19 protein-coding genes are annotated in these 25,686 nt (G+C 51.5%); 12 read left to right on the plus strand and 7 right to left on the minus strand.

Features of this window, described 5'->3' with window-relative positions; all coding sequences use genetic code 11:
* Positions 1–256 precede the first annotated feature (256 nt).
* The 8 genes from secE to rpoC all read left to right on the plus strand — a co-directional run bounded on the left by secE (position 257) and on the right by rpoC (position 12,277).
* Positions 257–670 (plus strand): preprotein translocase subunit SecE, encoded by a 414-nt coding sequence (secE, locus tag VPR01S_RS20910; protein ID WP_021707363.1) that lies wholly within the window; start codon positions 257–259, stop codon positions 668–670.
* A 13-nt stretch (positions 671–683) separates the two neighbouring features.
* Complete coding sequence (gene nusG / locus VPR01S_RS20915; protein ID WP_021707364.1) at positions 684–1,232, plus strand: transcription termination/antitermination protein NusG; 549 nt, start codon at positions 684–686, stop codon at positions 1,230–1,232.
* A gap of 145 nt (positions 1,233–1,377) precedes the next feature.
* Positions 1,378–1,806 carry a 50S ribosomal protein L11 gene (rplK, locus tag VPR01S_RS20920; protein WP_004415883.1) on the plus strand — a complete coding sequence of 143 codons (429 nt, stop codon included), beginning with the start codon at positions 1,378–1,380 and terminating at the stop codon, positions 1,804–1,806.
* A 4-nt stretch (positions 1,807–1,810) separates the two neighbouring features.
* The gene (gene rplA / locus VPR01S_RS20925; protein ID WP_021707365.1) at positions 1,811–2,512 is read left to right on the plus strand and encodes a 50S ribosomal protein L1; all 702 of its coding nucleotides are present in this window, start codon (positions 1,811–1,813) and stop codon (positions 2,510–2,512) included.
* Positions 2,513–2,804: 292 nt separating this feature from the next.
* The gene (gene rplJ, locus VPR01S_RS20930) at positions 2,805–3,299 is read left to right on the plus strand and encodes a 50S ribosomal protein L10 (protein WP_021707366.1); all 495 of its coding nucleotides are present in this window, start codon (positions 2,805–2,807) and stop codon (positions 3,297–3,299) included.
* Between the two features lie 57 nt (positions 3,300–3,356).
* Positions 3,357–3,725, plus strand: a complete 369-nt coding sequence (rplL, locus tag VPR01S_RS20935) for a 50S ribosomal protein L7/L12 (protein WP_021707367.1) — start codon at positions 3,357–3,359, stop codon at positions 3,723–3,725.
* Positions 3,726–3,958: 233 nt separating this feature from the next.
* Positions 3,959–7,987, plus strand: a complete 4,029-nt coding sequence (gene rpoB, locus VPR01S_RS20940; RefSeq protein WP_021707368.1) for a DNA-directed RNA polymerase subunit beta — start codon at positions 3,959–3,961, stop codon at positions 7,985–7,987.
* A gap of 87 nt (positions 7,988–8,074) precedes the next feature.
* On the plus strand, positions 8,075–12,277 hold the full coding sequence (gene rpoC / locus VPR01S_RS20945; protein WP_021707369.1) for a DNA-directed RNA polymerase subunit beta': 4,203 nt from the start codon (positions 8,075–8,077) through the stop codon (positions 12,275–12,277).
* A 131-nt stretch (positions 12,278–12,408) separates the two neighbouring features.
* Here the strand turns inward: rpoC and VPR01S_RS20950 are convergent, their stop codons facing one another.
* Positions 12,409–12,903, minus strand: a complete 495-nt coding sequence (locus VPR01S_RS20950) for an Rsd/AlgQ family anti-sigma factor (protein ID WP_021707370.1) — start codon at positions 12,901–12,903, stop codon at positions 12,409–12,411.
* Between the two features lie 181 nt (positions 12,904–13,084).
* Between VPR01S_RS20950 and nudC the strand changes: the two genes are divergently transcribed.
* From nudC to VPR01S_RS20970, 4 genes are all read left to right on the plus strand, one after another.
* A complete protein-coding gene (nudC, locus tag VPR01S_RS20955) occupies positions 13,085–13,879 on the plus strand; it encodes an NAD(+) diphosphatase (protein ID WP_021707371.1) in 795 nt (264 codons plus the stop codon).
* A gap of 252 nt (positions 13,880–14,131) precedes the next feature.
* The gene (gene hemE, locus VPR01S_RS20960; protein ID WP_021707372.1) at positions 14,132–15,199 is read left to right on the plus strand and encodes a uroporphyrinogen decarboxylase; all 1,068 of its coding nucleotides are present in this window, start codon (positions 14,132–14,134) and stop codon (positions 15,197–15,199) included.
* Positions 15,200–15,300: 101 nt separating this feature from the next.
* The gene (locus tag VPR01S_RS20965; RefSeq protein ID WP_021707373.1) at positions 15,301–15,936 is read left to right on the plus strand and encodes a TetR/AcrR family transcriptional regulator; all 636 of its coding nucleotides are present in this window, start codon (positions 15,301–15,303) and stop codon (positions 15,934–15,936) included.
* A gap of 109 nt (positions 15,937–16,045) precedes the next feature.
* Positions 16,046–16,999, plus strand: coding sequence for a hypothetical protein (locus VPR01S_RS20970; protein WP_021707374.1), 954 nt, complete (start codon positions 16,046–16,048; stop codon positions 16,997–16,999).
* Here the strand turns inward: VPR01S_RS20970 and VPR01S_RS20975 are convergent, their stop codons facing one another.
* The 6 genes from VPR01S_RS20975 to asd all read right to left on the minus strand — a co-directional run bounded on the left by VPR01S_RS20975 (position 17,000) and on the right by asd (position 25,583).
* Entirely contained in the window at positions 17,000–18,070 is a 1,071-nt protein-coding gene (locus VPR01S_RS20975; protein ID WP_245580806.1) for a murein hydrolase activator EnvC family protein, read from the minus strand.
* A gap of 214 nt (positions 18,071–18,284) precedes the next feature.
* A complete protein-coding gene (gpmM, locus tag VPR01S_RS20980) occupies positions 18,285–19,817 on the minus strand; it encodes a 2,3-bisphosphoglycerate-independent phosphoglycerate mutase (protein WP_021707376.1) in 1,533 nt (510 codons plus the stop codon).
* Between the two features lie 188 nt (positions 19,818–20,005).
* Positions 20,006–20,893, minus strand: coding sequence for a DMT family transporter (locus VPR01S_RS20985; protein ID WP_021707377.1), 888 nt, complete (start codon positions 20,891–20,893; stop codon positions 20,006–20,008).
* 93 nt (positions 20,894–20,986) lie between these two features.
* Positions 20,987–22,867, minus strand: coding sequence for a methyl-accepting chemotaxis protein (locus tag VPR01S_RS20990; RefSeq protein WP_021707378.1), 1,881 nt, complete (start codon positions 22,865–22,867; stop codon positions 20,987–20,989).
* 251 nt (positions 22,868–23,118) lie between these two features.
* A complete protein-coding gene (locus VPR01S_RS20995; RefSeq protein WP_021707379.1) occupies positions 23,119–24,534 on the minus strand; it encodes an SLC13 family permease in 1,416 nt (471 codons plus the stop codon).
* 170 nt (positions 24,535–24,704) lie between these two features.
* Complete coding sequence (gene asd / locus VPR01S_RS21000; protein ID WP_021707380.1) at positions 24,705–25,583, minus strand: archaetidylserine decarboxylase; 879 nt, start codon at positions 25,581–25,583, stop codon at positions 24,705–24,707.
* Positions 25,584–25,686: the final 103 nt, after the last annotated feature.

Genomic DNA, 25,686 nt, shown 5'->3' on the forward strand with positions numbered 1-25,686 from the left:
TTGTTGCGAAAATCTTTGAATAAGATTTGACGAAACACTGGTAAAAAGGGCATCATTTGATGCCCTTTTTATGCGCTGAATGAAGTGTTTGCTGGTTTCTTATTCATGCAAATGCGCAGTCAGGATTTTATTCGGTTGAGAGTTTGCACTCGACTGATAAAAAGAGCACATCACGGGGTTTCCCTTGGTGTTATGGATTTGCCCTGCAACAGCGGGGTTGTTGTCGTCTATATTAAGACTTAGACAGGTTGGTTTTATGAAAGCAAATAATGCTGAAACTCCTGATAGCTCGAACGCAGCAGACACATTTAAGTGGATCGTCGCTTTTGTTCTGCTAGCTGCCGCTGTTGTGGGAAACGCGCTTTTGGGTGGAAGTGGTCCACAGTCAAGCTTTACTGTGTATGAACTGCATGTGGTTGCGCGAGCAGCCGGCGCGGTAGTTTTGGTTGTTGCAGCACTGGGTGTGTTGGCGACGACCGTGAAAGGTAAAGCTGCGATCGCATTCGCTCGCGATGCACGTATGGAAGTTCGTAAAGTGGTTTGGCCGACTCGTCAGGAAACCATGCAAACAACTTTTATCGTTTTAGCTGTAAGTATTGTAATGGCTCTGGTGCTATGGGGCATTGACGGCATTATGGTCCGTCTGGTTGCCTTTGCGACTGGGGTATAGAGGGTTTTAATTCATGAGTGAAGCTCCAAAAAAACGCTGGTATGTGGTTCAGGCCTTCTCTGGTTTTGAAGGTCGAGTAGCACAGTCTCTGCGCGAGCATATCAAAATGCACGGCATGGAAGAGCTGTTTGGTGAAGTTCTGGTTCCTACTGAAGAAGTAGTAGAAATGCGTTCAGGCCAACGCCGTAAGAGTGAGCGTAAGTTCTTCCCTGGCTACGTTCTGGTTCAGATGATCATGAACGATGAATCATGGCACTTAGTACGCAGCGTGCCGCGTGTCATGGGCTTCATTGGTGGTACCTCTGACCGTCCGGCTCCGATCACAGACAAAGAAGCCGATGCGATTCTGAATCGTCTGGAGAAAGCCAGCGAAGCACCACGTCCTAAGACTATGTTTGAAGCCGGTGAAGTGGTTCGCGTTAACGAAGGTCCGTTTGCTGACTTTAACGGTACGGTTGAAGAAGTGGATTATGAGAAGAGCCGCCTGAAAGTGTCTGTGTCGATCTTTGGTCGTGCAACACCGGTTGAGCTCGAATTTGGTCAAGTCGAAAAACTTGATTAAAAAAACACCTTTTTAAGGCTTGTTTAAGGCGCGAAATATGACTATAATTTCGCGCCTTTTTGCTTCTATTGAAGCGAAAAGTTTTGTACATCAACGGGGAGCTGATCAGTCGATTAGCGTTTGAACCCAAGAATTAGGTATTATCATGGCTAAGAAAGTTGAAGCTTATATCAAGCTGCAAGTTGCTGCTGGTATGGCAAACCCAAGTCCACCAGTTGGTCCTGCACTAGGTCAGCACGGTGTTAACATCATGGAATTCTGTAAAGCGTTCAACGCAAAAACAGAATCTCTGGAGAAAGGCCTGCCTACTCCTGTTGTTATCACAGTTTACAACGACCGTTCTTTCACGTTCATCACTAAGACTCCACCTGCGGCTGTTCTGCTGAAGAAAGCGGCTGGCGTTAAGTCTGGTTCAGGTCGTCCAAACACTGAAAAAGTGGGTACTGTAACTGACGCTCAAATCCAGGAAATCGCAGAAACTAAAGCTGCAGACATGACTGGTGCTGACATCGAAGCGATGAAGCGTTCTATCGCGGGTACTGCTCGTTCAATGGGCCTAGTGGTAGAGGGTTAATATCATGGCAAAACTAACTAAGCGCATGCGCGTAATCCGCGAAAAAGTTGACGTAACTAAAGAATACGAAATCAACGAAGCTGTTGCTCTTCTGAAAGAACTGGCAACTGCTAAATTCGTAGAGTCTGTTGACGTTGCTGTTAACCTAGGTATCGACGCTCGTAAATCTGACCAAAACGTTCGCGGTGCAACTGTACTGCCACACGGTACTGGTCGTGATATCCGCGTTGCTGTATTCACTCAAGGTGCTAACGCTGAAGCTGCGAAAGAAGCTGGTGCGGACCTAGTGGGTATGGAAGACCTGGCTGAGCAAGTTAAGAAAGGCGAAATGAACTTCGACGTTGTTGTTGCTTCTCCAGATGCAATGCGCGTTGTAGGTCAACTAGGTACTATCCTGGGTCCTCGTGGTCTGATGCCAAACCCGAAAGTTGGTACTGTAACGCCTAACGTTGCTGAAGCGGTTAAGAACGCGAAAGCAGGTCAGGTTCGTTACCGTAACGACAAGAACGGTATCGTTCACACGACCATTGGTAAAGTTTCTTTCGAAGCTGACCAATTGAAAGAGAACCTGGAAGCACTTCTAGTGGCTCTTAAGAAAGCTAAGCCTTCTTCAGCGAAAGGTACTTTCCTGAAGAAAGTCAGCATCTCTACCACTATGGGTGCAGGTGTTGCAGTGGAACAGGGTAGCCTGAACACTCAAGCTTAAATGATTTGATTAGGCGTGAAATTGATGTATAATTTCGCGCCTAATTATTGTGGTTGGGGCTGAATTTTGGTTCTTTGAACTGTCTTTGGTTCGAAATGAATTAAGACTCAGTCTCCGTCCAAGACCGTAGGCGTTTGAATTCTTTCAGACTTAATTGTCCTACGTAGATGGTGCCCAAACCCGACAGAAAGCTCTATGTAAATAGTTACCTTTCTTCTGGGAATGCACCTAATTAACTCTCACTGTTGTGATAATAGTGAGTGGTGTAATAACAACCAGGAGTAAATCCAAGATGGCTTTAAACCTTCAAGACAAAAAAGCAATTGTTGCTGAAGTCAACGAAGCAGCCAGTGGTGCACTTTCTGCAGTTGTAGCTGATTCTCGTGGCGTTGAAGTTGGTGCAATGACCGCTCTACGTAAACAAGCTCGCGAAGCGGGTGTTTACATGCGTGTTGTTCGTAACACTCTTGCACGCCGTGCTGTTCAGGGTACTGACTACGAGTGTCTGACTGACACTTTCACTGGTCCTACTCTGATTGCATTCTCAAATGAGCACCCAGGTGCTGCAGCGCGTCTTTTCAAAGACTTCGCTAAAGAGAATGCTGAGTTCGAGATCAAAGCTGCTGCATTTGAAGGCGCAGTTACTGATGCTGAAATTCTAGCGACACTACCAACTTACGACGAAGCGATTGCACGCCTGATGATGTGCATGAAAGAAGCTTCTGCTGGCAAGCTGGCACGTACTATCGCTGCTATCCGCGATCAAAAAGAAGAAGCTGCGGCGTAAGCCTTGCTTTTTACTGGTTGCTTAATAAACTTATTGTTGACTTAAAAGAGAATTGTTATGTCTATTACTAACGAGCAAATCCTAGACGCAATTGCAGAAATGTCTGTAATGCAAGTTGTTGAACTGATCGAAGCTATGGAAGAGAAATTCGGTGTTACTGCTGCTGCTGCTGTTGTAGCTGGTGGCGCTGCTGGCGGCGAAGCTGCTGCTGAGCAAACTGAATTCGACGTAATCCTAGAATCTGCTGGCGGTAACAAAGTTGCTGTAATCAAAGCAGTTCGTGGCGCAACTGGTCTAGGCCTGAAAGAAGCTAAAGCTCTAGTAGACGGCGCTCCAGCACCTCTGAAAGAAGGCGTTGAGAAAGACGAAGCTGAAGCTCTGAAAGCTCAGCTAGAAGAAGCTGGTGCAACTGTTGTTGTTAAGTAATTATTACTTAGCTTCTTAGCCGTATGGCTAATGGCTGGTGGTTTTTTAACCACCGGCCTTTTTGCGCTGTAGGGCATAGGTGAATTTTCCCGCTGTTTAAGCACCTATCTCCGAGCAAAAAACATTTCATGCTCTCTTAATGGAATGTCACTACAGTTTAAACAGTTGTTTAGTCACTGTCTCATTATTAGTGGAGACAGTTTGGGTCACTTATCAGCGAGCTGAGGAACCCCATGGTTTACTCTTATACCGAGAAAAAGCGCATCCGTAAGGACTTTGGTACTCGTCCACAAGTGTTGGACATTCCATACCTGCTATCGATCCAGCTCGATTCGTTCGAGAAGTTCATCGAACAGGATCCTGAAGGGCAATACGGTCTTGAGGCTGCTTTCCGTTCTGTATTCCCGATTCAGAGCTACAACGGCAATTCCGAGCTGCAATACGTTAGCTACCGTCTTGGTGAGCCAGTTTTTGACGTTAAAGAATGTCAAATCCGCGGCGTAACATACTCAAAGCCACTGCGCGTGAAACTGCGCCTGGTGATCTTTGATAAAGACGCGCCAGCAGGTACTGTAAAAGACATTAAAGAACAAGAAGTCTACATGGGTGAAATTCCACTCATGACTGAGAATGGTACCTTCGTAATCAATGGTACCGAGAGGGTTATCGTATCCCAGCTGCACAGAAGCCCAGGTGTGTTCTTCGACAGCGATAAGGGTAAGACCCACTCATCAGGTAAAGTTCTTTATAACGCACGTATTATTCCTTACCGCGGTTCATGGCTCGACTTTGAGTTTGACCCTAAGGACAACCTGTACGTACGTATCGACCGTCGTCGTAAACTGCCTGCTTCTATCATTCTTCGCGCACTAGGCAAGACGTCAGAAGAGATCCTGGATATCTTCTTCGAGAAGATCAATTTTGAAGTGAAAGATGAAACGCTTCACATGGAATTGGTCCCTGAGCGTCTGCGTGGTGAAACCGCAACCTTCGACATCGAAGCGAATGGTACTGTTTACGTAGAAAAAGGTCGTCGTGTAACGGCTCGTCATATCCGCCAACTAGAAAAAGATGGCGTTGATCACATCGAAGTACCGGTTGAGTACATCGTAGGTAAAGTTGCATCGAAAGATTACATCAACGAAGCAACTGGCGAGATCATCGTTGCAGCGAACCAAGAGATCTCTCTTGAAGCGCTGGCGAACCTGTCTCAGGCTGGTCACAAGAAACTGGAAGTTCTGTTTACGAACGACCTGGATCACGGCCCATTCATGTCAGAAACCCTGCGTATCGACAACACGGTTGATCGTATTTCTGCACTGGTAGAAATCTACCGCATGATGCGCCCTGGTGAGCCGCCAACGAAAGAAGCAGCAGAAGCCCTGTTTGAAAGCCTGTTCTTCTCTGAAGAGCGTTACGATCTGTCGACTGTTGGCCGTATGAAGTTCAACAGCTCAATCGGTCGTGAAGACGCGCAAGAGCAAGGCACACTTGACGAAACTGACATCGTTGAAGTGATGAAGAAGCTGATCGCGATCCGTAACGGTATCGGTGAGGTCGACGATATCGACCACCTGGGTAACCGTCGTATCCGTAGCGTTGGCGAAATGGCTGAGAACCAATTCCGTGTTGGTCTGGTACGTGTAGAACGTGCTGTGAAAGAACGCCTAAGCCTTGGTGATCTTGATGCCATCATGCCTCAAGATCTCATCAACGCGAAGCCTATCTCTGCTGCGGTTAAAGAATTCTTCGGCTCTTCTCAGCTGTCTCAGTTTATGGACCAGAACAACCCGTTGTCGGAAGTGACGCACAAACGTCGTATTTCTGCCTTGGGTCCTGGCGGTCTGACTCGTGAACGTGCGGGCTTCGAAGTTCGAGACGTCCACGTAACGCACTATGGTCGCCTGTGTCCTATCGAAACACCTGAAGGTCCGAACATCGGTCTGATCAACTCGCTGTCAGCGTTTGCTCGTTGTAACGAGTACGGTTTCCTGGAAACGCCTTACCGTCGTGTTGTTGATGGTGTGGTGACGGATGACGTGGATTACCTGTCTGCGATTCAGGAAGGTCAATACGTTATCGCTCAGGCGAACACGGTACTGACTGAAGAAGGTACGTTTGCCGAAGAACTGATCACTGCTCGTCAGAAAGGTGAGTCTGGTCTGCACCCACGCGAACACGTTGACTATATGGACGTTGCGACCAACCAGGTTGTATCGATCGCGGCCTCGTTGATTCCATTCCTGGAACACGATGATGCGAACCGTGCCTTGATGGGCGCGAACATGCAACGTCAGGCGGTCCCAACACTGCGCGCAGACAAGCCGCTGGTCGGTACCGGTATCGAACGTAACATCGCGGTCGACTCCGGTGTAACTGCTGTGGCAAAACGTGGCGGTATTATCCAGTCAGTTGACGCTTCTCGCATTGTTGTGAAAGTGAATGATGAAGAACTGGTTCCGGGTGAAGCAGGCATCGACATCTACAACCTGACCAAGTACACCCGTTCAAACCAGAACACCTGTATCAACCAGCGTCCATGTGTGATGCCGGGTGAACCAGTACAGCGCGGTGACGTGCTGGCAGACGGTCCGTCGACTGACCTGGGTGAACTGGCTCTGGGTCAGAACATGCGCATCGCATTCATGCCTTGGAACGGTTACAACTTCGAGGACTCGATCCTGGTTTCTGAGCGTGTTGTTCAGGAAGACCGTTTCACCACGATCCATATTCAAGAGCTGTCTTGTGTGGCGCGTGACACCAAGCTGGGTGCAGAAGAAATCACGGCTGATATTCCAAACGTAGGTGAGTCTGCTCTGTCTAAACTGGACGAGTCAGGCATCGTTTACATTGGTGCAGAAGTGAAAGGTGGCGACATTCTGGTCGGTAAAGTAACGCCGAAAGGTGAAACTCAGCTGACGCCAGAAGAGAAACTGCTGCGTGCAATCTTCGGTGAAAAAGCGTCTGACGTGAAAGACACTTCACTGCGTGTACCAAACTCAGTATCTGGTACCATCATCGACGTTCAAGTCTTTACCCGTGATGGTGTAGAGAAAGACAAGCGTGCGCTTGAAATTGAACAGATGCAGCTGAAAGAAGCGAAGAAAGACCTGACAGAAGAATTCCAGATCCTGGAAGGCGGTCTTCTGAACCGTGTGAAAGCGGTCCTGATCGAAGGCGGTCACGCTGAAGCGAAACTGGACTCAGTCGATCGTAAGAAGTGGCTGGAAATGACGCTGGAAGACGACGCACTGCAAACTCAGCTGGAACAGCTGGCTGAGCAGTACGACGAGCTGAAAGCGGAATTCGATAAGAAGTTCGAAACCAAGCGCCGTAAGATCACTCAAGGTGATGACCTGGCTCCTGGCGTACTGAAGATCGTGAAAGTTTACCTGGCAGTGAAACGTCGCATTCAGCCTGGTGATAAGATGGCGGGTCGTCACGGTAACAAGGGTGTAATCTCGAAGATCAACCCTGTTGAAGACATGCCTTACGATGAGAAAGGCCAACCGGTCGACATCGTGCTTAACCCACTGGGTGTACCTTCGCGTATGAACATCGGTCAGATCCTGGAAGTTCACTTAGGTCTGGCAGCGAAAGGTATCGGTGACAAGATCAACCAGATGGTGAAACAGCAACAAGAGCTGGCGAAATTCCGTGAGTTCCTGCAAGAGGTTTACTCTCTGGGTGACACTCGTCAGCGTGTTGACGTTGCATCACTGACCGATCAGGAAGTACTGACTCTGGTTGAAAACCTGCGTGGTGGTCTACCAGTTGCAACGCCAGTCTTTGACGGTGCAACCGAGCCAGAAATTAAGAGCCTGCTGAAACTGGCCGATCTGCCAGAATCAGGTCAGCTGACTCTGTTTGATGGTCGTACTGGTGACGCATTCGAGCGTCCGGTAACCGTTGGTTACATGTACATGCTGAAACTGAACCACCTTGTTGATGACAAGATGCACGCACGTTCAACCGGCTCTTACAGCCTGGTAACGCAGCAGCCGCTTGGTGGTAAAGCTCAGTTCGGTGGTCAGCGTTTCGGTGAGATGGAAGTATGGGCACTGGAAGCATACGGTGCAGCTTACACCCTACAAGAAATGCTAACCGTTAAGTCGGATGACGTTAACGGCCGTACCAAGATGTACAAAAACATCGTGGACGGTAACCACAGCATGGAACCTGGTATGCCAGAATCGTTCAACGTATTGTTGAAAGAGATTCGCTCGCTGGGTATCAACATCGAACTAGAAGACGAAGAGTAATCCACTGCCTTTCAATAGAAAGCGGATTATCTGGTAGAAAGCAGCCTGCGCTGGCAGGCTGCTTTTAACTCCTTACAGGAGCTGATTGTGAAAGACTTATTAAACTTTCTAAAAGCACAGCATAAGACTGAAGAATTTGATGCAATCAAAATCGGTCTGTCTTCACCGGACATGATTCGTTCATGGTCTTTCGGTGAAGTTAAAAAACCTGAAACGATCAACTATCGTACGTTCAAGCCTGAGCGCGATGGTCTGTTCTGTGCGCGTATCTTTGGCCCGGTAAAAGACTACGAATGTCTTTGTGGTAAATATAAGCGCCTGAAACACCGTGGTGTTATCTGTGAGAAGTGTGGCGTAGAAGTGACCCAAACTAAAGTTCGTCGTGACCGTATGGGCCACATCGAACTGGCGTCACCAGTTGCTCACATCTGGTTCCTAAAATCACTGCCATCTCGTATCGGTCTGCTGATGGATATCCCTCTGCGTGATATCGAACGTGTTCTGTACTTCGAAATGTACGTAGTTACTGAACCGGGCATGACCGATCTGGAAAAAGGTCAGATGCTGACAGAAGAAGAGTATCTGGACCGTCTGGAAGAGTGGGGTGATGAATTCACCGCTAAGATGGGTGCGGAAGCCATTAAGGACCTGTTGGGTTCAATGGATATGCATGCAGAAGCGGAACAAATGCGCGAAGAGCTGGAATCGACCAACTCTGAAACTAAGCGTAAGAAAATCACTAAGCGTCTGAAGCTGGTTGAAGCGTTCATCGCATCAGGGAACAACCCTGAATGGATGATCCTGACTGTACTGCCAGTTCTGCCGCCGGATCTGCGTCCTCTGGTACCTCTAGATGGTGGCCGTTTTGCGACGTCTGATCTGAACGATCTATACCGTCGTGTGATCAACCGTAACAACCGTTTGAAGCGTCTGCTAGAGCTGGCTGCTCCGGACATCATCGTACGTAACGAAAAACGTATGCTGCAAGAGTCTGTTGATGCGCTGCTGGATAACGGTCGTCGTGGTCGTGCGATCACAGGTTCAAACAAGCGTCCTCTGAAATCTCTTGCTGATATGATCAAGGGTAAACAAGGTCGTTTCCGTCAGAACCTGCTAGGTAAACGTGTAGACTACTCAGGCCGTTCTGTAATCACAGTTGGTCCTTACCTGCGTCTGCACCAGTGTGGTCTTCCGAAGAAGATGGCACTAGAGCTGTTCAAACCATTCATCTACAGCAAGCTGGAAACACGTGGCCTGGCTACAACGATCAAAGCTGCGAAGAAAATGGTAGAGCGCGAAGAAGCAGTGGTATGGGATATTCTGGATGAAGTTATCCGTGAACACCCAGTGCTGCTGAACCGTGCACCAACTCTGCACCGTCTGGGTATTCAGGCATTTGAACCGGTTCTGATCGAAGGTAAAGCGATTCAGCTTCACCCACTGGTTTGTGCGGCGTACAACGCGGACTTCGATGGTGACCAGATGGCGGTACACGTACCTCTGACTCTGGAAGCTCAGCTTGAAGCGCGTACCCTGATGATGTCGACCAACAACATTCTGTCGCCAGCGTCAGGTGATCCGATCATCGTTCCTTCTCAGGACGTGGTATTGGGTCTGTACTACATGACCCGTGAAAAGATCAACGTGAAAGGCGAAGGTATGTACCTGGCCAGCTCTGCAGAAGCAGAGAAGGCGTACCGTACCAAGTCAGCAGAACTGCATGCTCGCGTTAAAGTACGTATCACTGAAACTGTGGTTGATGAAGACGGTCACAGCACGACAGAAACCAAGATGGTGGACACCACGATCGGTCGTGCAATGCTATGGCAAATCGTACCGAAAGGTCTGCCTTACAGCATCGTGAACCAGAAGCTGGGTAAGAAGCAAATCTCGAACCTGCTGAACGAGGCTTACCGTAAGCTGGGTCTGAAAGACACCGTTATCTTCGCTGACCAAATCATGTACACCGGTTTTGCGTACGCAGCACTGTCAGGTGTGTCTGTTGGTATCGACGATATGGTTGTACCACCAGCGAAATACACTGAAATCACTGAAGCTGAAGAAGAAGTTCGCGAAATCCAGGAACAGTACCAGTCTGGTCTGGTTACTGCAGGTGAGCGCTACAACAAAGTGATCGATATCTGGGCTTCGACCAATGACCGCGTTGCGAAAGCGATGATGGAAAACCTGTCCTCTGAAACCGTACTGAACCGTGACGGTGAAGAAGAGCAACAAGAGTCGTTCAACAGTATCTACATGATGGCCGACTCGGGCGCTCGTGGTTCTGCTGCGCAGATTCGTCAGCTTGCTGGTATGCGTGGTCTGATGGCACGTCCGGATGGTTCAATCATCGAAACGCCGATCACCGCGAACTTTAAAGAAGGCCTGAACGTACTTCAGTACTTTATCTCAACCCACGGTGCTCGTAAGGGTCTGGCGGATACCGCACTGAAGACAGCGAACTCGGGTTACCTGACTCGTCGTCTGGTTGACGTAGCACAAGACGTCGTGGTTACTGAACACGACTGTGGTACGGTTGAAGGTGTCGACATGATGCCTCACATCGAAGGTGGTGACGTTAAAGTTGCTCTGACTGAGCTGGCGCTGGGTCGTGTCGTTGCAGAAGACGTGCTGAAGCCGGGTACCGAAGAAGTTCTTATCCCGCGTAACACCCTGATCGATGAGAAGTGGTGTCAGATCATGGACGAAAACTCGGTTGATAGCATGAAAGTGCGTTCAGTCGTAACGTGTGATTCTGACTTCGGTTGTTGTGCTCAGTGTTACGGTCGTGACCTGGCTCGCGGTCACTTGGTTAACCAAGGTGAAGCCGTGGGTGTTATCGCCGCTCAGTCTATCGGTGAACCGGGTACACAGCTGACGATGCGTACGTTCCACATCGGTGGTGCAGCATCAACAGCGGCAGCGGAAAACAGCATCCAAGCGAAGAACAATGGTTCTGTGAAACTGAACAACGCGAAATTTGTTATCAACAAAGATGGCAAACTGGTGATCACGTCTCGTGCTTCTGAGATGACCATCATCGATGAGTTCGGTCGTACCAAAGAGAAACACAAACTGCCATACGGCTCGCTGTTGAGCAAAGGTGACAACGACGCAGTTGAAGCTGGTGAAACAGTGGCTAACTGGGAAGCGCACACCATGCCAATCATCACTGAAGTGGCGGGTCGTGTTCAGTTCGTGGACATGATCGATGGCGTGACGGTTTCTCGTCAGACGGATGACCTGACTGGTCTGTCGTCAAGCGAAGTGACGGAGCCGGCTGCTCGTCCTGCAGCAGGTAAAGACATGCGTCCAGCGGTCAAACTTGTGGATGAGAATGGCAACGACGTAATGATCGCGGGCACTGATATGCCAGCGCATTACTTCCTGCCAGGTAAAGCGATCGTCAACATCGAAGATGGCGCGGAAGTTGGTGTGGGTGATACCCTAGCCCGTATTCCTCAGAAGTCTGGTGGTAACAAAGACATCACCGGTGGTCTACCACGCGTTGCTGACCTGTTCGAAGCCCGTAAGCCGAAAGAGCCTGCGATTCTGGCGGAACACACAGGTACAGTCAGCTTCGGTAAAGAGACTAAAGGTAAACGTCGTCTGGTGATCACTCGCGATAGCGGTGAGGCTTACGAAGAGATGATTCCTAAGCATCGTCAGCTGAACGTGTTCGAAGGCGAACGGGTTGAGCGTGGTGACGTGATCGCTGATGGTCCAGAGACTCCGCATGACATCCTGCGTCTGCGTGGTATCCATGCTGTGACTCAGTACATCGCCAACGAAGTTCAGGAAGTTTACCGTCTGCAAGGCGTTAAGATTAACGATAAGCACATCGAAACGATCGTTCGTCAGATGCTGCGTAAGTGTACTATCACGCATGCGGGTGACTCTGAGTTCTTGCCGGGTGAACAGGTTGAATACTCACAAGTTAAGATTGCTAACCGTGATCTGGAAGCAGAAGGCAAAGAGCCTGCACGTTTCGAGCGTGAACTGCTGGGTATCACCAAAGCGTCGCTAGCGACTGAGTCATTCATCTCTGCGGCATCGTTCCAGGAAACGACTCGCGTACTGACAGAAGCTGCGGTATCGGGCAAGCGTGATGACCTGCGTGGTCTGAAAGAGAACGTTATCGTGGGACGTCTGATCCCTGCGGGTACCGGTTTTGCGTACCATCAGGATCGTCAGGCGAAGCGTGCGGAAGCTCAGGACGGTCCGTCTGCTGAACAAGCGACTGATAACCTGGCGGCGTTGCTAAACGCTGGCTTCTCAGCCGACGAGTAATCGCTCAGCGAGACAATGAAAAAAGGCACCTTAGGGTGCCTTTTTTGTGTCTGGAGTAAAGCGAAGACAGACAGCAGGTCTTGCCGGATAAGTGTATGCCCACCTAAGTTAAACGTTGATCGTGGACACGCCTAGGCGCCGGGTGGCACCGATAAGCTGTCGGCGATCAGTTGGATCAGCTGGTCTTCTACCTCAAAACGGTATTCCATGGTTTCCCCGACGTCGGATAAGGCATTGTCGAAGTTCTCCAGATCGTCTTTTTCATCCACTGCCGAATAGCGTTCGTAGAATTCAATCAGCGGCTCAGTGGTTAACACGATTTTGGCGTAGGTTTGGTTGATCTCGTCGGTGGCGGTAAAACCGGTCGATTGCCATTTATCCATCACCATGTCGTAGATTTGGTAGTGACCTTCGGAGATATAGTCAACCAGATGTTCGCAGAAGCTGTGAATTTCAGGGGGAGAAGGGAGTTCCAGTACGGCAGATTTGTTTGCGCAGGGTTGCAGAGAGGCCAGTTTACAGTATTCAACTATCAAACGTTGCCTGGTTTCCAGCCAGTGGTCGATGACATCACTGGAGCCACCCCATTGTTCCTGCGTGTGTTTGAATTTTTTTAGCATGACCATGCCCTCATGATCGAGTCACATTCCCGTGACTATTTAACTTCGCTCAGCAAAGTGTCCATTAGAGTGTTAAGCTCTTTTGCTCACAAGAGTTTTTGCCTGAATTGTCCAGGTTGATTAACTCTGGTATGAAATTAGATTGCCAGTAAAATGAACGAACTGCAAGTTGATAGGAGTGGCGACAGTGGAAAACAGTGAAGTCAACTATGGTGACCAAGCTTACTGGTGTGTTGTATCAGGAAGTGAGCTCTGGATGGCATCCGGTATGCTACCGAAAGGAAAAGCCAGTGATTTTGAACTGCCGGCTGAACAAGCGGTGTGTATCGGTGACTATCAGGGTAACGCTGTAATGTGGCTGGATGAACACCACGTCGATCGACCACTGGAGATGGTGTCACTGCGTGATTGCCTGCACTTACCTGAACCACTGTTTTTGCTTCTCAGCAAGGCGGTGCAATACGGTCACATGACTCAGTCGATGCGCTTTTGTCCGCAGTGCGGAGGACGCAATCATCTCAATCACAATCAATTGGCAATGCAATGCGGTGACTGCCGAACACTGCATTATCCGCGGATCTTCCCGTGTATTATTGTCGCCGTCCGTGATCAGCAGCGGATATTGCTGGCACAACATCCGCGCCATCGTAATGGCATGTATACGGTGATCGCCGGTTTCTTGGAAGTCGGGGAAACGCTGGAGCAGTGTGTGGCACGTGAAGTCCGTGAAGAGACCGGTATTGAAGTGCGTAACATCCGTTATTTTGGCAGCCAGCCGTGGGCATTTCCGTCGAGCATGATGATGGGGTTTGTGGCCGATTACCACAGCGGCGTGCTAAAACCGGACTACAGTGAACTGAGTGATGCGCGCTGGTTTGAGGTGGATGAGATGCCGCCCGTCGCCCCGCCAGGGACCATTGCAAGAGCGTTGATCGAGCACACGATAGAACGCATCAAATCTGGACATCATACTGAAAAATAGGCAAAAAAAACCCTCCGGGTAGGAGGGGGTAAGTAAGATGTCGTTATGAGATGCTGAGCCTCACGGACTTAGTGAGTAATTATTGTTTTCGCTAGCGAACAAATTTTTAACATTGAAGTCAGGTGGGTGCAAATTAAGCACTGATTTAAAAGTTAATAACTTGATCCAGATTGCAAAGCCGACTGATTTTGCGAGGCGAAGAGTGTTAGAATAGCGCCCACAAAAAGCGCCTCAAATAAGTGGAATAACGGAATGACTGAATTAAAGAATGACCGCTACCTTCGTGCCTTGTTGAAACAACCTGTCGATTACACTCCGGTGTGGATGATGCGTCAGGCTGGCCGCTACCTGCCAGAGTACCGTGAAACCCGGGCGCAGGCCGGCGACTTTATGTCGCTGTGTCGCAACGCGGAGTTGGCATCAGAAGTGACTCTTCAGCCGTTGCGTCGTTTTCCACTTGATGCGGCGATTCTGTTTTCCGATATTCTGACCATCCCGGATGCCATGGGGTTGGGCCTGCGTTTCGCAGCCGGCGAAGGTCCGGTATTTGATAATCCCATCACCTGTAAGGCTGACGTGGATAAGATTGGTCTGCCTGATCCTGAGGGTGAACTGCAATACGTGATGAATGCGGTACGCCAGATCCGTAAAGATCTTAAAGGAGAAGTCCCTCTGATTGGTTTCTCCGGCAGTCCGTGGACATTGGCGACTTACATGGTCGAAGGTGGCAGCTCGAAAGCCTTCACCAAGATCAAGAAGATGATGTACGCCGAGCCGCACACGCTGCACGCGTTGCTGGATAAACTGGCCGACAGCGTGATCGAATACCTCAATGCCCAAATCAAAGCCGGCGCTCAGTCTGTGATGGTGTTTGATACATGGGGTGGGGTGCTGACGCCGCGTGACTACAACCTGTTCTCATTGCAGTACATGCACAAGATCGTCGATGGCCTGATTCGTGAAAATGAAGGTCGCCGCGTGCCCGTCACATTGTTCACCAAAAATGGCGGTATGTGGCTGGAGCAGATTGCGGCCACGGGCTGTGATGCGGTTGGACTGGACTGGACGATCAATATTGCTGACGCCAAGGCGCGTGTGGGCGAGCAAGTGGCCCTACAGGGCAACATGGATCCGTCAATGTTGTATGCCCAGCCGGAACGTATTCGTGAAGAAGTGGCATCGATTCTGGACGGATTTGGCCACGACGGGACCGGCCATGTCTTTAACCTCGGACACGGCATCCATCTGGATGTGCCGCCGGAAAACGCCGGTGTGTTTGTCGAGGCTGTCCACCAGTTGTCCCGGCCGTACCACAAATAATCACCTTCGCAAAAGCGCCTGATAAGACCAGGCGCTTTTTGCTTATAGCGTAAACTAGTCGCTATACTCAGATAAATACTCAGCGGGAATTGAATAAATCGATGAAAACACGCGATAAAATCGTTTATGCGGCACTGGAACTGTTTAATCAACAAGGTGAGCGTAATGTGACCACCAATCACATTGCGGCGCACATCGATATCAGTCCCGGCAATCTCTATTACCATTTTCGTAATAAGCAGGAGATTGTGCGGGAGATTTTCGCGTTGTACTCGGCTGAGCTGCTGGAGCGGTTCACGCCGATCCAGGGGCAGCAGGAGAGTCTGGTGTTGCTGAAACAATACCTGGACTCGATCTTCACCCTGATGTGGAAATACCGTTTTTTCTACGCCAATATGCCAGAAATTCTTCAGCGCGATCAGGTGTTGCAGGAAGAGTACATTCAGGTACAAGAGCGGCTTCAGTCTAACCTGGTTGATATCATGGGCGTGTTTGTTGAACTCGGCCTGCTTAAAGGCAGTGATGCGGACCTGAAAGCCTTGGTGACGACGCTCCACATGATTGCGTACAGCTGGTTGGGGTATCAGTCAGCGATGTCGAAAAACACCGACATCACCGAACGGGTGGTGCATCAGGGGATGTTGCAGATGATCGCGGTGGTGAAGCCAAGCGCCACTGCGCAGGGGCGGGAACAACTGCAATTGCTGGAAGATGGCGTCAAAGCCATGTATTCCTGAGTTGATCCTATCGTAACAGACTGACTTATAACCTTTTGCTCTTTGTTGCCCGGCCGTGAAACCGTTAGATTAATCTCTTTGAACGGACGTTACCGCGCGGGGTAATTGCATGCATTTTGATGTCTTCAACGGGGATGCCGACGGCATTCTCTCTCTGGTGCAACTTCGTCTGGCCGAGCCCAGGCCGGCGAGGTTGGTCACGGGCGTGAAGCGGGATATTCAGTTATTGGAGCCGCTGGACGCCGCTGATGGAGACACGCTGACGGTGTTGGACATTTCCATGGCGAAGAACCAGAGCGCGTTGTTGCGCTTGCTGAGCGCTGGCGCCAGCGTGTTTTACGCCGACCATCATCAACCGGGCGAGATTCCTACCCATCCGGCGCTGCAGGCGCACATCAACTTAGATCCGAACACTTGTACCGCTCTGATCATTGATGAGCTGTTGCAAGGGCGGTTTCACTTATGGGCGATCACCGCTGCGTACGGCGACAATCTGATCGCGCGTGCCGATGAACTAGCGACGGCGGCGGGCTTGTCTCGTGAGCAAAGGGACCCGTTGCGTGAACTAGGCACCCTGATCAATTACAATGGTTATGGGGCCGAAGTGGCGGATCTGCATGTTCATCCGGCCGAGCTGTTTCGCGCATTACTGGAGTACACTTCGCCGCTGGAGGCCATCAGCGATCCGGCGTCACCGTATCTGCGCCTAAAGCAAGCCTACGCGGCGGACATGCAACAAGTGCAGGCACTCGCAGCGGATTACGTCTCGGATAAACTGGCCGTTTATCATCTCGATGACAGTGCGGCATCGCGGCGGATTAGTGGGGTGCTTGGCAATACGTTGGCCAATCAGACGCCATCCAGAGCGCATCTGGTGGTCACCCCCAATCGCCAGGGTTCTCTGACCGTGTCGCTGCGCGCACCGCTGGACAACAAGCAGGGCGCGGCGGCGATTTGTACCCAGTTTGCCACCGGAGGTGGCCGCGAGGCGGCAGCAGGCATTAATGTGTTGCCGCGCGAAGTGTTGCCGCGTTTAATTGCGGTAATTGAAGCTTACTACTGATTATTTCAGCCAGCTTGATGGGTTCTGGGTTTTGCTGTTACGGCGGATTTCAAAATACAAGCCCGGCTGGCTCTGACCACCGGTATCACCCGCGAGCGCAATGGTTTCACCGGCGGTGACTTTATCGCCTTCTTTTTTCAGCAGCGTTTGGTTAAAGCCGTAAAGAGTCATGTCGCCTTTGCCGTGATCGAGCAGCACCACCAGACCATAACCGCGCAGGTATTCGGCAAACACCACCGTGCCCGGATACACCGCTTTGACCGCCTGACCGTAACTGGCACCGATCACCATGCCTTTCCAGTTAATTTGTCCGGTTTGATGCGAGCCATAGCTGTGCAATACCCGGCCGTTGAGTGGCCAGGGCAGGCGACCTTTCTGACGGCCGAGGCCGTCCATTGGGACGGCGTTACGCTTGGCGGCTTTGGCGATTTCGGCCTTGAGCCGGGTTTCATTGCGTTGCAGCTCTGCCAAGTAGACTTTGTTGCTGGAGATGTTGCCTTTGATCTTGTTGACGGTCTGTTTGCGTTTGGACTGTGTCTGAGCCAGTTCGTCCCGTTTGTCGGTCTGCTCTTTGAGCAGCGAGGTGATCTGTTCTTTTTCCAGCTCTAGCTGACGTTCGCTGTCGTTCAACTCTTGTTGGGTGATCTCCAGTGCTTCGATGGTTTCCGCTCGTGCTTTAGCCAGGTGCTGGAAATATTGACTCATGCGATCTTCTTCCGGATCGCTGCGCAGCAGATTCGAACCGTTGCTTTTATTCATCATGTAATAGTTTTGCAACAGTTGCGCCAGCTTGTCGCTTTGGGCGGTTTTTTGTGCTTCGAGCTGAGTGATTTTCTCTTTGAGTTTGGCAATATTGGCGTTGGCCGTGACCAGTGAAGCCTTGGTTTGTTTGATCTGGGTTTCCAGCCTGCTGATCCCAAGCTCCTGTTGCTTGAGCGATTTTTGCAGCTTATCCAGTTCGTTTTGCTGTGAGCTGAGGGATTTTTGCTGACGGGTGATTTCGCTTTTTACGCCTTTGAGCTCGTTCGGTGATACGGCGTGTGCCGGTGTCAAAGCGGATGAGACCAACATGAGTGTCGCAATAGTCAGGCTACGACGAAAAAAAACGAGCGGCGACGAAAAGCAGAAGGTCATGGTTTGTGTGGTTCCGTATCCCAGATTCAGGTAAGCCAGTATACCCAAAGACTTTTGTCAGAAGAAAGGACTATGTCAAAACTTCCTCTGTCGAACGCCGATGAAAAAAACGCCCCGCTGGTGAGCAGGGCGTGGTATCGACATCGTGTACTTATTTGTACAGTACGTCACCGGACATTTCTGAAGGAATTTCCATGTCGGTCAGTGACAACATGGTTGGTGCCAGATCCGACAGTTTGCCGCCAGATTTGAATTCCAGATCTTTGCCGCCAACGTAGATCAGTGGCACCGGCAGGTTGGTGTGCGCCGTGTGCGTGCCACCAGTTTCCGGGTTCACCATCATTTCAGCGTTACCGTGGTCGGCGGTGATCAGCAGCTGACCGTCCACTTCTTTAATGGCTTCAACTACACGGCCAATGCATTCATCTACGGCTTCACAGGCCTGAACGGCGGCGTCGTATACGCCGGTGTGACCAACCATATCGCCATTCGGGTAGTTACAGATGATCGCGTCGTACTTGCCGGATTTGATCGCTGCAACCAGTTTGTCGGTCAATTCAGGTGCGCTCATTTCTGGCTGAAGGTCGTAAGTCGCTACTTTTGGTGACGCCACCAGTTGACGCTCTTCGCCGTCAAACTCAGTTTCCACGCCACCATTGAAGAAGAAGGTTACGTGTGCGTATTTCTCTGTTTCCGAGATGCGCAGCTGAGTTTTGCCGGCTTTCGCCAGCCATTCACCGTACGTATTGTCCAGCGATGCTGGTGGGAATGCGCACAGCAGTGGAATGTCAGCGGCGTACTGAGTCAGCATCACAAAGTCGACTTGTGGGAACGCTTTGCGCTCGAACCCTTCAAAACCCGATACAAAAGTGCGGGTAATTTGGCGGGCACGGTCTGCACGGTAGTTCATGAAGATCACGGCGTCGCCATCTTGCATCGCGGCAGACTCTTGGCCTTCTGCCCGGATTTCCGTGGCTTTGACAAACTCATCGTTTTCTTCACGGGCGTAAGCGGCTTCCAGACCCGCTACCGCGGAGTCATAAGTGAAGTCGCCTTGTGCCTGAGTCAGCAGGTCGTATGCTTTTTCAACGCGTTCCCAGTTGTTGTCGCGGTCCATGGCGTAGTAACGGCCAACCAGCGAGGCGATGCGGCCCTTGCCCAGTTCAGCAAACAGCGCGTCAAAGCGTTGCAGTGAGTTTTCTGCGCTGCGTGGCGGCGTATCACGGCCATCGAGGAAGCAGTGCAGGTAGATTTTCTCCGCGCCACGTTCGGCGGCCATTTTAACCGCTGCGTAGATGTGATCTTCGTGTGAGTGTACGCCACCCGGTGACATAAGACCCATCAGGTGCACCGCTTTGCCGGCAGCGACCGCCTTATCAATGGCGTTGACCAGAGTCGGGTTGTGTTGGAATTCACCGTCAGCAATCGCTTTGGTGATACGGGTCAGATCTTGGTAAACCACGCGGCCGGCACCGATATTGGTGTGGCCCACTTCTGAGTTACCCATCTGACCGTCTGGCAGGCCAACATCCATACCGGACGCTGAAATCAGCGTGTGTGGATTGTTTGCCATCAGGCTGTCCATGACCGGAGTGTTCGCGTTGTTGATTGCGTTGCTGTCGTTGTCTTCACGGTAACCCCAACCGTCAAGAATCACCAGTGCCATTGGCTTCTTAGCTGACATAGTTATGACCTCGTCAAATTCAAAGTAACTTTAGAAAGAAATTAGCGTAATTTTACTACACTTTGAAGTGATTGCAGTAGGTTAAGATCAATGATTCTCCCTATCAATGCAATCGGAGCGGCCGAAATGATCAGAAACCACCTCAAAATGAAAATTTATTAGCAACACCCTTTATCCGGGTATTGTGGTCACGAGACCAGTATTCCGGTCCCGCACACCGCAACGACGGCTCCCAGCCAAGCGTATCGGTTAGGGCGGCGCCGAGTGTAGATCCATAGTATAGGCAATAGCATGATGGGTGTGGTCGAAGAGAGCAAGGCCACCATGCCGACGTTGCCTTCGCGCAGTGCGTAGAGGATTAAGGTCATCCCAACCGCCATGGCCAAAAAGCCGTTGATGGCGGTGATCGCAAATATTCTGACGGTCATTCGTTGGGTTGCGCGGGCCAGGCGGGCTCCGCTCAGCAGCAGTAAGGAGTGCGCGATGAATGCGGTGATCATCCGGATCGCCGAGGCCGCAATGGGATCAATATCGGTTTGCATCACAGGTTTGGCGATTATTCCACCGAGTGCCTGGCACAGTGCGGCGGTCAGCCCCAGTGCCACGCCGATCCAGACGTTGCCTTTGACGGCTTCAAGGTGATTACTGCTCTGGCCTCGGCGGCCAAAAAAGATTGCCGTCAGTACACCGGAAAACACCAGTGCAGCGCCGATCAGCTCATTGGTGGTCATGCTTTCGCTAAACAGAAAATAGCCGAGAATGGCTGAGAACACTGCGTGACAGGAGAATAGCAGCCCGGCCTGGCGTGGTCCCATCCGGTTAAGGCAGGCGAACAGCGCGGTATCACCGATAAAGATCCCGATCAGACCGGACAGCATCATTGGGGTAATGGCGTTATCTGCGACGCTTGACCAGCCTCCGGACAGCCAGGCCATCAGCGACAGAATCAAGGCCGTGCAGCCCATACGCCAACGGCTGTAAGCAAACGTGCCGAGGTGTTGTGCGGGTGTCACAGACAACAAGCTGGCGACCGCCCATAAAAACGCGGCCGCCAACGCTAACCATTCGTAACCCATGAAAAAGACGTCCTTGTACTGGGAGGGAAGTTAAGGACATCACTATGCCTCAATCAGGCCGGGTCACAAAGCAAAGATTGAGGCCGGGTGAGATCAGACTTTAAAGCGACTGATCTGCTGGCGCATTGCGTCCGCCGCTCGGTTCATGTCTGCCGCACTTTCGCTGCTCTGGATGGACTGCTGAGCCAGCGCATCGGAGGCGTCTTTGATGCCTTGTGTATTGCGACTGATGTCTTCACTGACCGCACGCTGCTCTTCCGCCGCACTGGCGATTTGCAAGGCCATATCATTGATTTCATTAATTGCAGTTGTGATTTTCGACAAGCTGTCCTGAGCTTCCTGCGCGTAGCTGACACTGGTGTCCGCCAACTGAGTGCTGGTTTGCATGCTGTCAACGGCCTGACGGGTGTTGCCTTGCAGTGTTTCAATCATGGCCCGGATCTCCTCGGTGGAGCCGTGGGTACGCTGGCTCAGTACCCGAACTTCATCCGCCACCACGGCAAAACCGCGCCCTTGCTCACCCGCACGTGCGGCTTCGATCGCGGCATTGAGGGCCAGCAGGTTGGTCTGCTCGGCAATATCCTGAATGGTGGACAGGATCTGGTTGATGCTCTGGGCGTTGTTTTCCAGCTCGCTGATGACATCGGCGGCACTGGTGACCTGATTGGCCAGGCTGATGATGGATGAGCGGTTTTGCTCGATCACCTGTTGGCCGTCCTGACAGGCACTGGCCGAGGCTTGGGAGGCCGTTGCGGTCAGTTCGGCGTGGCTGGCCACTTCGGCGGCGGTAGCCGACATTTCGTGGATCGCGGTGGCGATCTGGTTGACGTCGTTCTGCTGGTGCTCGACCCGGTCAGCAGCCTGCATAGAAAGGGAACTGGCTTGACCGGCCTGATCCGACAAAGTCTGGCTGTGATCGACGATGCCCCGCAGCATCTGCTGTAACTGGCTGAGGAACTGGTTGACGTGTGTCGCCAGTTCGCCGATTTCGTCCATCCGTTTGATGTCGATACGCTGAGTCAGATCGCCTTCCCCCTGAGACAGTTCCTGTACTGCATCAGACAGAGTTTTGAGTGGCATCAACAGGCGGGTGATGATCAATGTACTGATGGTCGCGATGATCACGTACAACACCACCGACGCGATGGCGGTAAAGGTAATCTGCTCCGAGACCGAAGCGTATGCCATCTGTTTGTCGACCACGATACCCAGAGACCAGTCGGTGTTAGGCACTGAAGCCAGATACACCAGCTGTTCGTTCTTCGCTGGCCAGTCGACAGTGGTGATGCTGCTCTGGCGGGTCAACTCGGCCACCTGACTGGCGGTCAGCGCCGGATTGAGGTTGGTCAGTGGTTTCTGACTCAGTTTTTCATCCTGATACGCCACGATGTTGTTCTGGCCATCGACCAGAAACGCAAAACCATTGTTGTCCAGACGCAGGTTGAGAACCTCTTTAATGATGTTGGTGACGGTCAGATCCGCCGCCAGTACCCCGCGTTTTTGTCCGGAAAAGGCTTTAGCAATACTGACAACGATGCTGCCATCAAAGTCCTGGTAGGGTTCAGTGATGATCAGACCGTTGCTGGCCATGGCATCCTGATACCAGGGGCGGCTGCGCGGATCGTAATCGGTGGGCCAATCTTCGGTTTTGTCGCCGTAGGCAATGCTGCCGTCATTGAAACCGGCGTACACCGAAAGGAAGTTCCCAGCCCGTTTGGTCACCAGCAGCTCGCGGTCGGCGTTGGATTGGTCTGCAATCGCCTTCTCGTTGGCGAGCATCATGTTGCTGCGCGTGGCCAGCCAGTCACTGATGTAGCGCGTGGTTGCCCGACTGGCATTTTCCATTTCCTGGCTGATGGCTGAGGTGGTTTCCTGCCTCAGTTGACTGACCGAAATCCATGCCTGAACACCGCTGACTATCGCGATGATGATCGCTATGGCGATTTGAATTTTAAACTTTATTGTGTTTCTCATTGCCTTTCCTTCATTACAGCAGAAGAGTGCCTAACAGGCCTCGATTGGGCTCATACTCCGCCTTGTTATGGTTGTGAATTGACGGAGATGCTTCACAGCATCCGCTGATAGTAGTGGATGACGGCAGTGAGTAATTTGATCGCGTCGACGTATTAAATGTGTGGATTATCGCCAAATTGCGTATATATGGGGTGGATTTGCGATGATGTGACCTCCGATCCAGAAATTCTGTCGCGGAGGTCGGAGTTACATCAGGTGAGCATCAGCGTGGCACCATACACCACCAACAGACCGATCACGCCCATGATCAGGCCGGTTTTGGCCATATCTTTACTCTCGATGAGCCCGGTGGAATAGGCGAGCGAGTTCGGCGGTGTCGATACTGGCAGAATCATCCCCAGTGAGGCCGAGAAGGCGACGATCACCAGCAACCCCTGCAGGCCACCGACGGTTGTCAGGCTGTCCATGGAACTGCCAATCGCTGCGGCGATCGGCATCAACAAGTTGGCAGTGGCGGTGTTGGACATAAAATTTGCCATCAGCCAGCACACCATCGACAGAGCAATCACCACCGCCATCGGTGACAGCGCTTCATAATGGATAGCATGAGCCAGCGCGGCTGCCAGACCGGTGTGATCCAGTGCGATGCCGATCGCGATCCCGCCGGCAACCAGCCACAATACATCCCAGTTGATCAACTTAAGCTCCTCTTTACCCATGATGCCGGTCAGGGTGAATACCGCGAGGGGAATGATCGACACCACGTATGTGTTCATGCCGTGCAGTTGTGTGGTCATCCACAACAATATGGTGGCGGCAAAGGTGACGTACACCACAATCGCGCGCCATTGCATACTGAACTGACCATTGAGTTTGAGCTCCATGCGGACCTGAGTCGACGGAAACAGCTTCTGCAGCAAAAACCAGGCGATGGTCAGTTGCAGAATAACAAACGGTAGCCCCATCATCATCCAGCTGAGAAAGCTGATGCTGTGTTCCCCTGTCAGGTATTGCAGGGCAATCGCATTAGGGGGCGTGCCGATGGGGGTCGCGATGCCTCCGGTATTGGCGGCGATGGGAATACACAGCACCAACGCTTTGATTCCCAGATCACCTTTTGGCGCTGATGCGACGATCGGGCCAAGCAGCGCCAGCATCATCACGGTGGTGGCGGTATTGGACATGAACATTGAGAACACGGCCGTGATCAGCATCAGGCCGAGCATAATGAATCTAGGCTGATTCCCGAACGGTTTTAACAACACCCGGGCCAGGTTGTTGTCCAGTTCATATTTGGAAGCGGCGATCGCCAGCGCGAAGCCACCCATGAACAGAATAATGATCGGCGAAGAAAAGGCGCTGAAAATGTCGGTATACGCTAATAGCTGCCCCAAGTCGTGGCCGCTGGGCGGCGTGCGGAACAGGTGCAGGCCTTTGTCGGAAATCATCACCAGTTCCAGAGCGATGATCAGAATGGAGGTGGCAAACACCGGCACCGGTTCCAGCACCCACAACAGAGCCGCCAGCAGGAAAATCGCCAGCAGGCGATGTTGGATCAGGGTCAGGTTGTCGATCGGTATCGCATCCATTGGCATCATCAGGACACCGAGTGGGAGCAGGAAGCAGATGAATAGCTTGATGACTGTCTCGGTTTTCATCGTCGGCATAATGCACTCTCTGATAAGGTCGATGTCATTAGCATAAGAGATGCGTGGCGGTGGGTCTTAGACCAAGCTTAGAGTTTTGATATGTCGCGGATTTTTATGCGATTGTTTTGTTTTTTATCAATAAAAAGCCCCGTGAGGTACGGGGCTTGGAAAGGTGCTGAGTGAAGGGATTATTCTGTGTCACTTTGCTCGGTTTTACGGTACGCATATGGGGCGCCCATGCGTGTCGGTGCGTTGTCCTGGATGCTGTCATCAAACCGGATGGCGTCTTTGGCGAACAGGTTGATCACGGTCGAGCCCAGTTTGAAACGGCCCATTTCCTGACCTTTTTTCAGTACCACGGACTGAGTTCCCTGCGCCGGATAATCCCAACGGTAAACGGTGTTGCCACGCGGTGGCGTGACCGTGCCTGCCCAGACCAGTTCAATGCTGCCGACGATGGTGGCGCCGACCAGAACTTGGGCCATCGGGCCGAATTCGGTATCGAAAATACACACCACACGCTCGTTGCGCGCAAACAGGTTTGGTACGTTTTCGGCCGTCAGCGGGTTGACCGAGAACAGATCGCCCGGTACGTAAATCATCTGACGCAATACCCCATCACATGGCATGTGCACCCGGTGATAATCACGTGGTGACAGGTACAGAGTGGCAAACTCACCATCGGCAAACTCGGCGGCCAGTTGCTCGTCCCCCCCCAGCAACTCCTGAGCGCTGAAGTAATGACCTTTAGCTTGGATCAGTTGGCCGTCTTCGATGGGGCCAAACTGGCTGACACACGCGTCAGCCGGGTGCGTGATGAGATCCGCCCCGTCTGCCAGCGGGCGTGCATCGTCTTTCAGTTCACGTACGAAGAACTCATTGAAGGTCTTAAAATGTGTCGGATCAGAGTGGCGCGCTTCGTCCATATTGACGTGGTATTTTTTGATGAACCAGCGGATCACAGCGGTGGTCAGACCGCCAGCCTGGGCTGACGCCAGTTTGCCCATCAGGCGGGTCAGGCCGTGCTGAGGAATCCAGTACTGCAGTCCAACTTTAATCTTGTCCATTGTGTTTCGTTCCAATGTTAATAGTCGGTTTCAAATCTTCAGGGCGCGAGATAGTACTTAAAAAGGCACCGCTTGTCAGCAGTGTCTCATCTCGCGTCGCCAA

Origin of the sequence: Vibrio proteolyticus NBRC 13287 (assembly GCF_000467125.1) — a bacterium.
GTDB classification, from domain to species: domain Bacteria; phylum Pseudomonadota; class Gammaproteobacteria; order Enterobacterales; family Vibrionaceae; genus Vibrio; species Vibrio proteolyticus.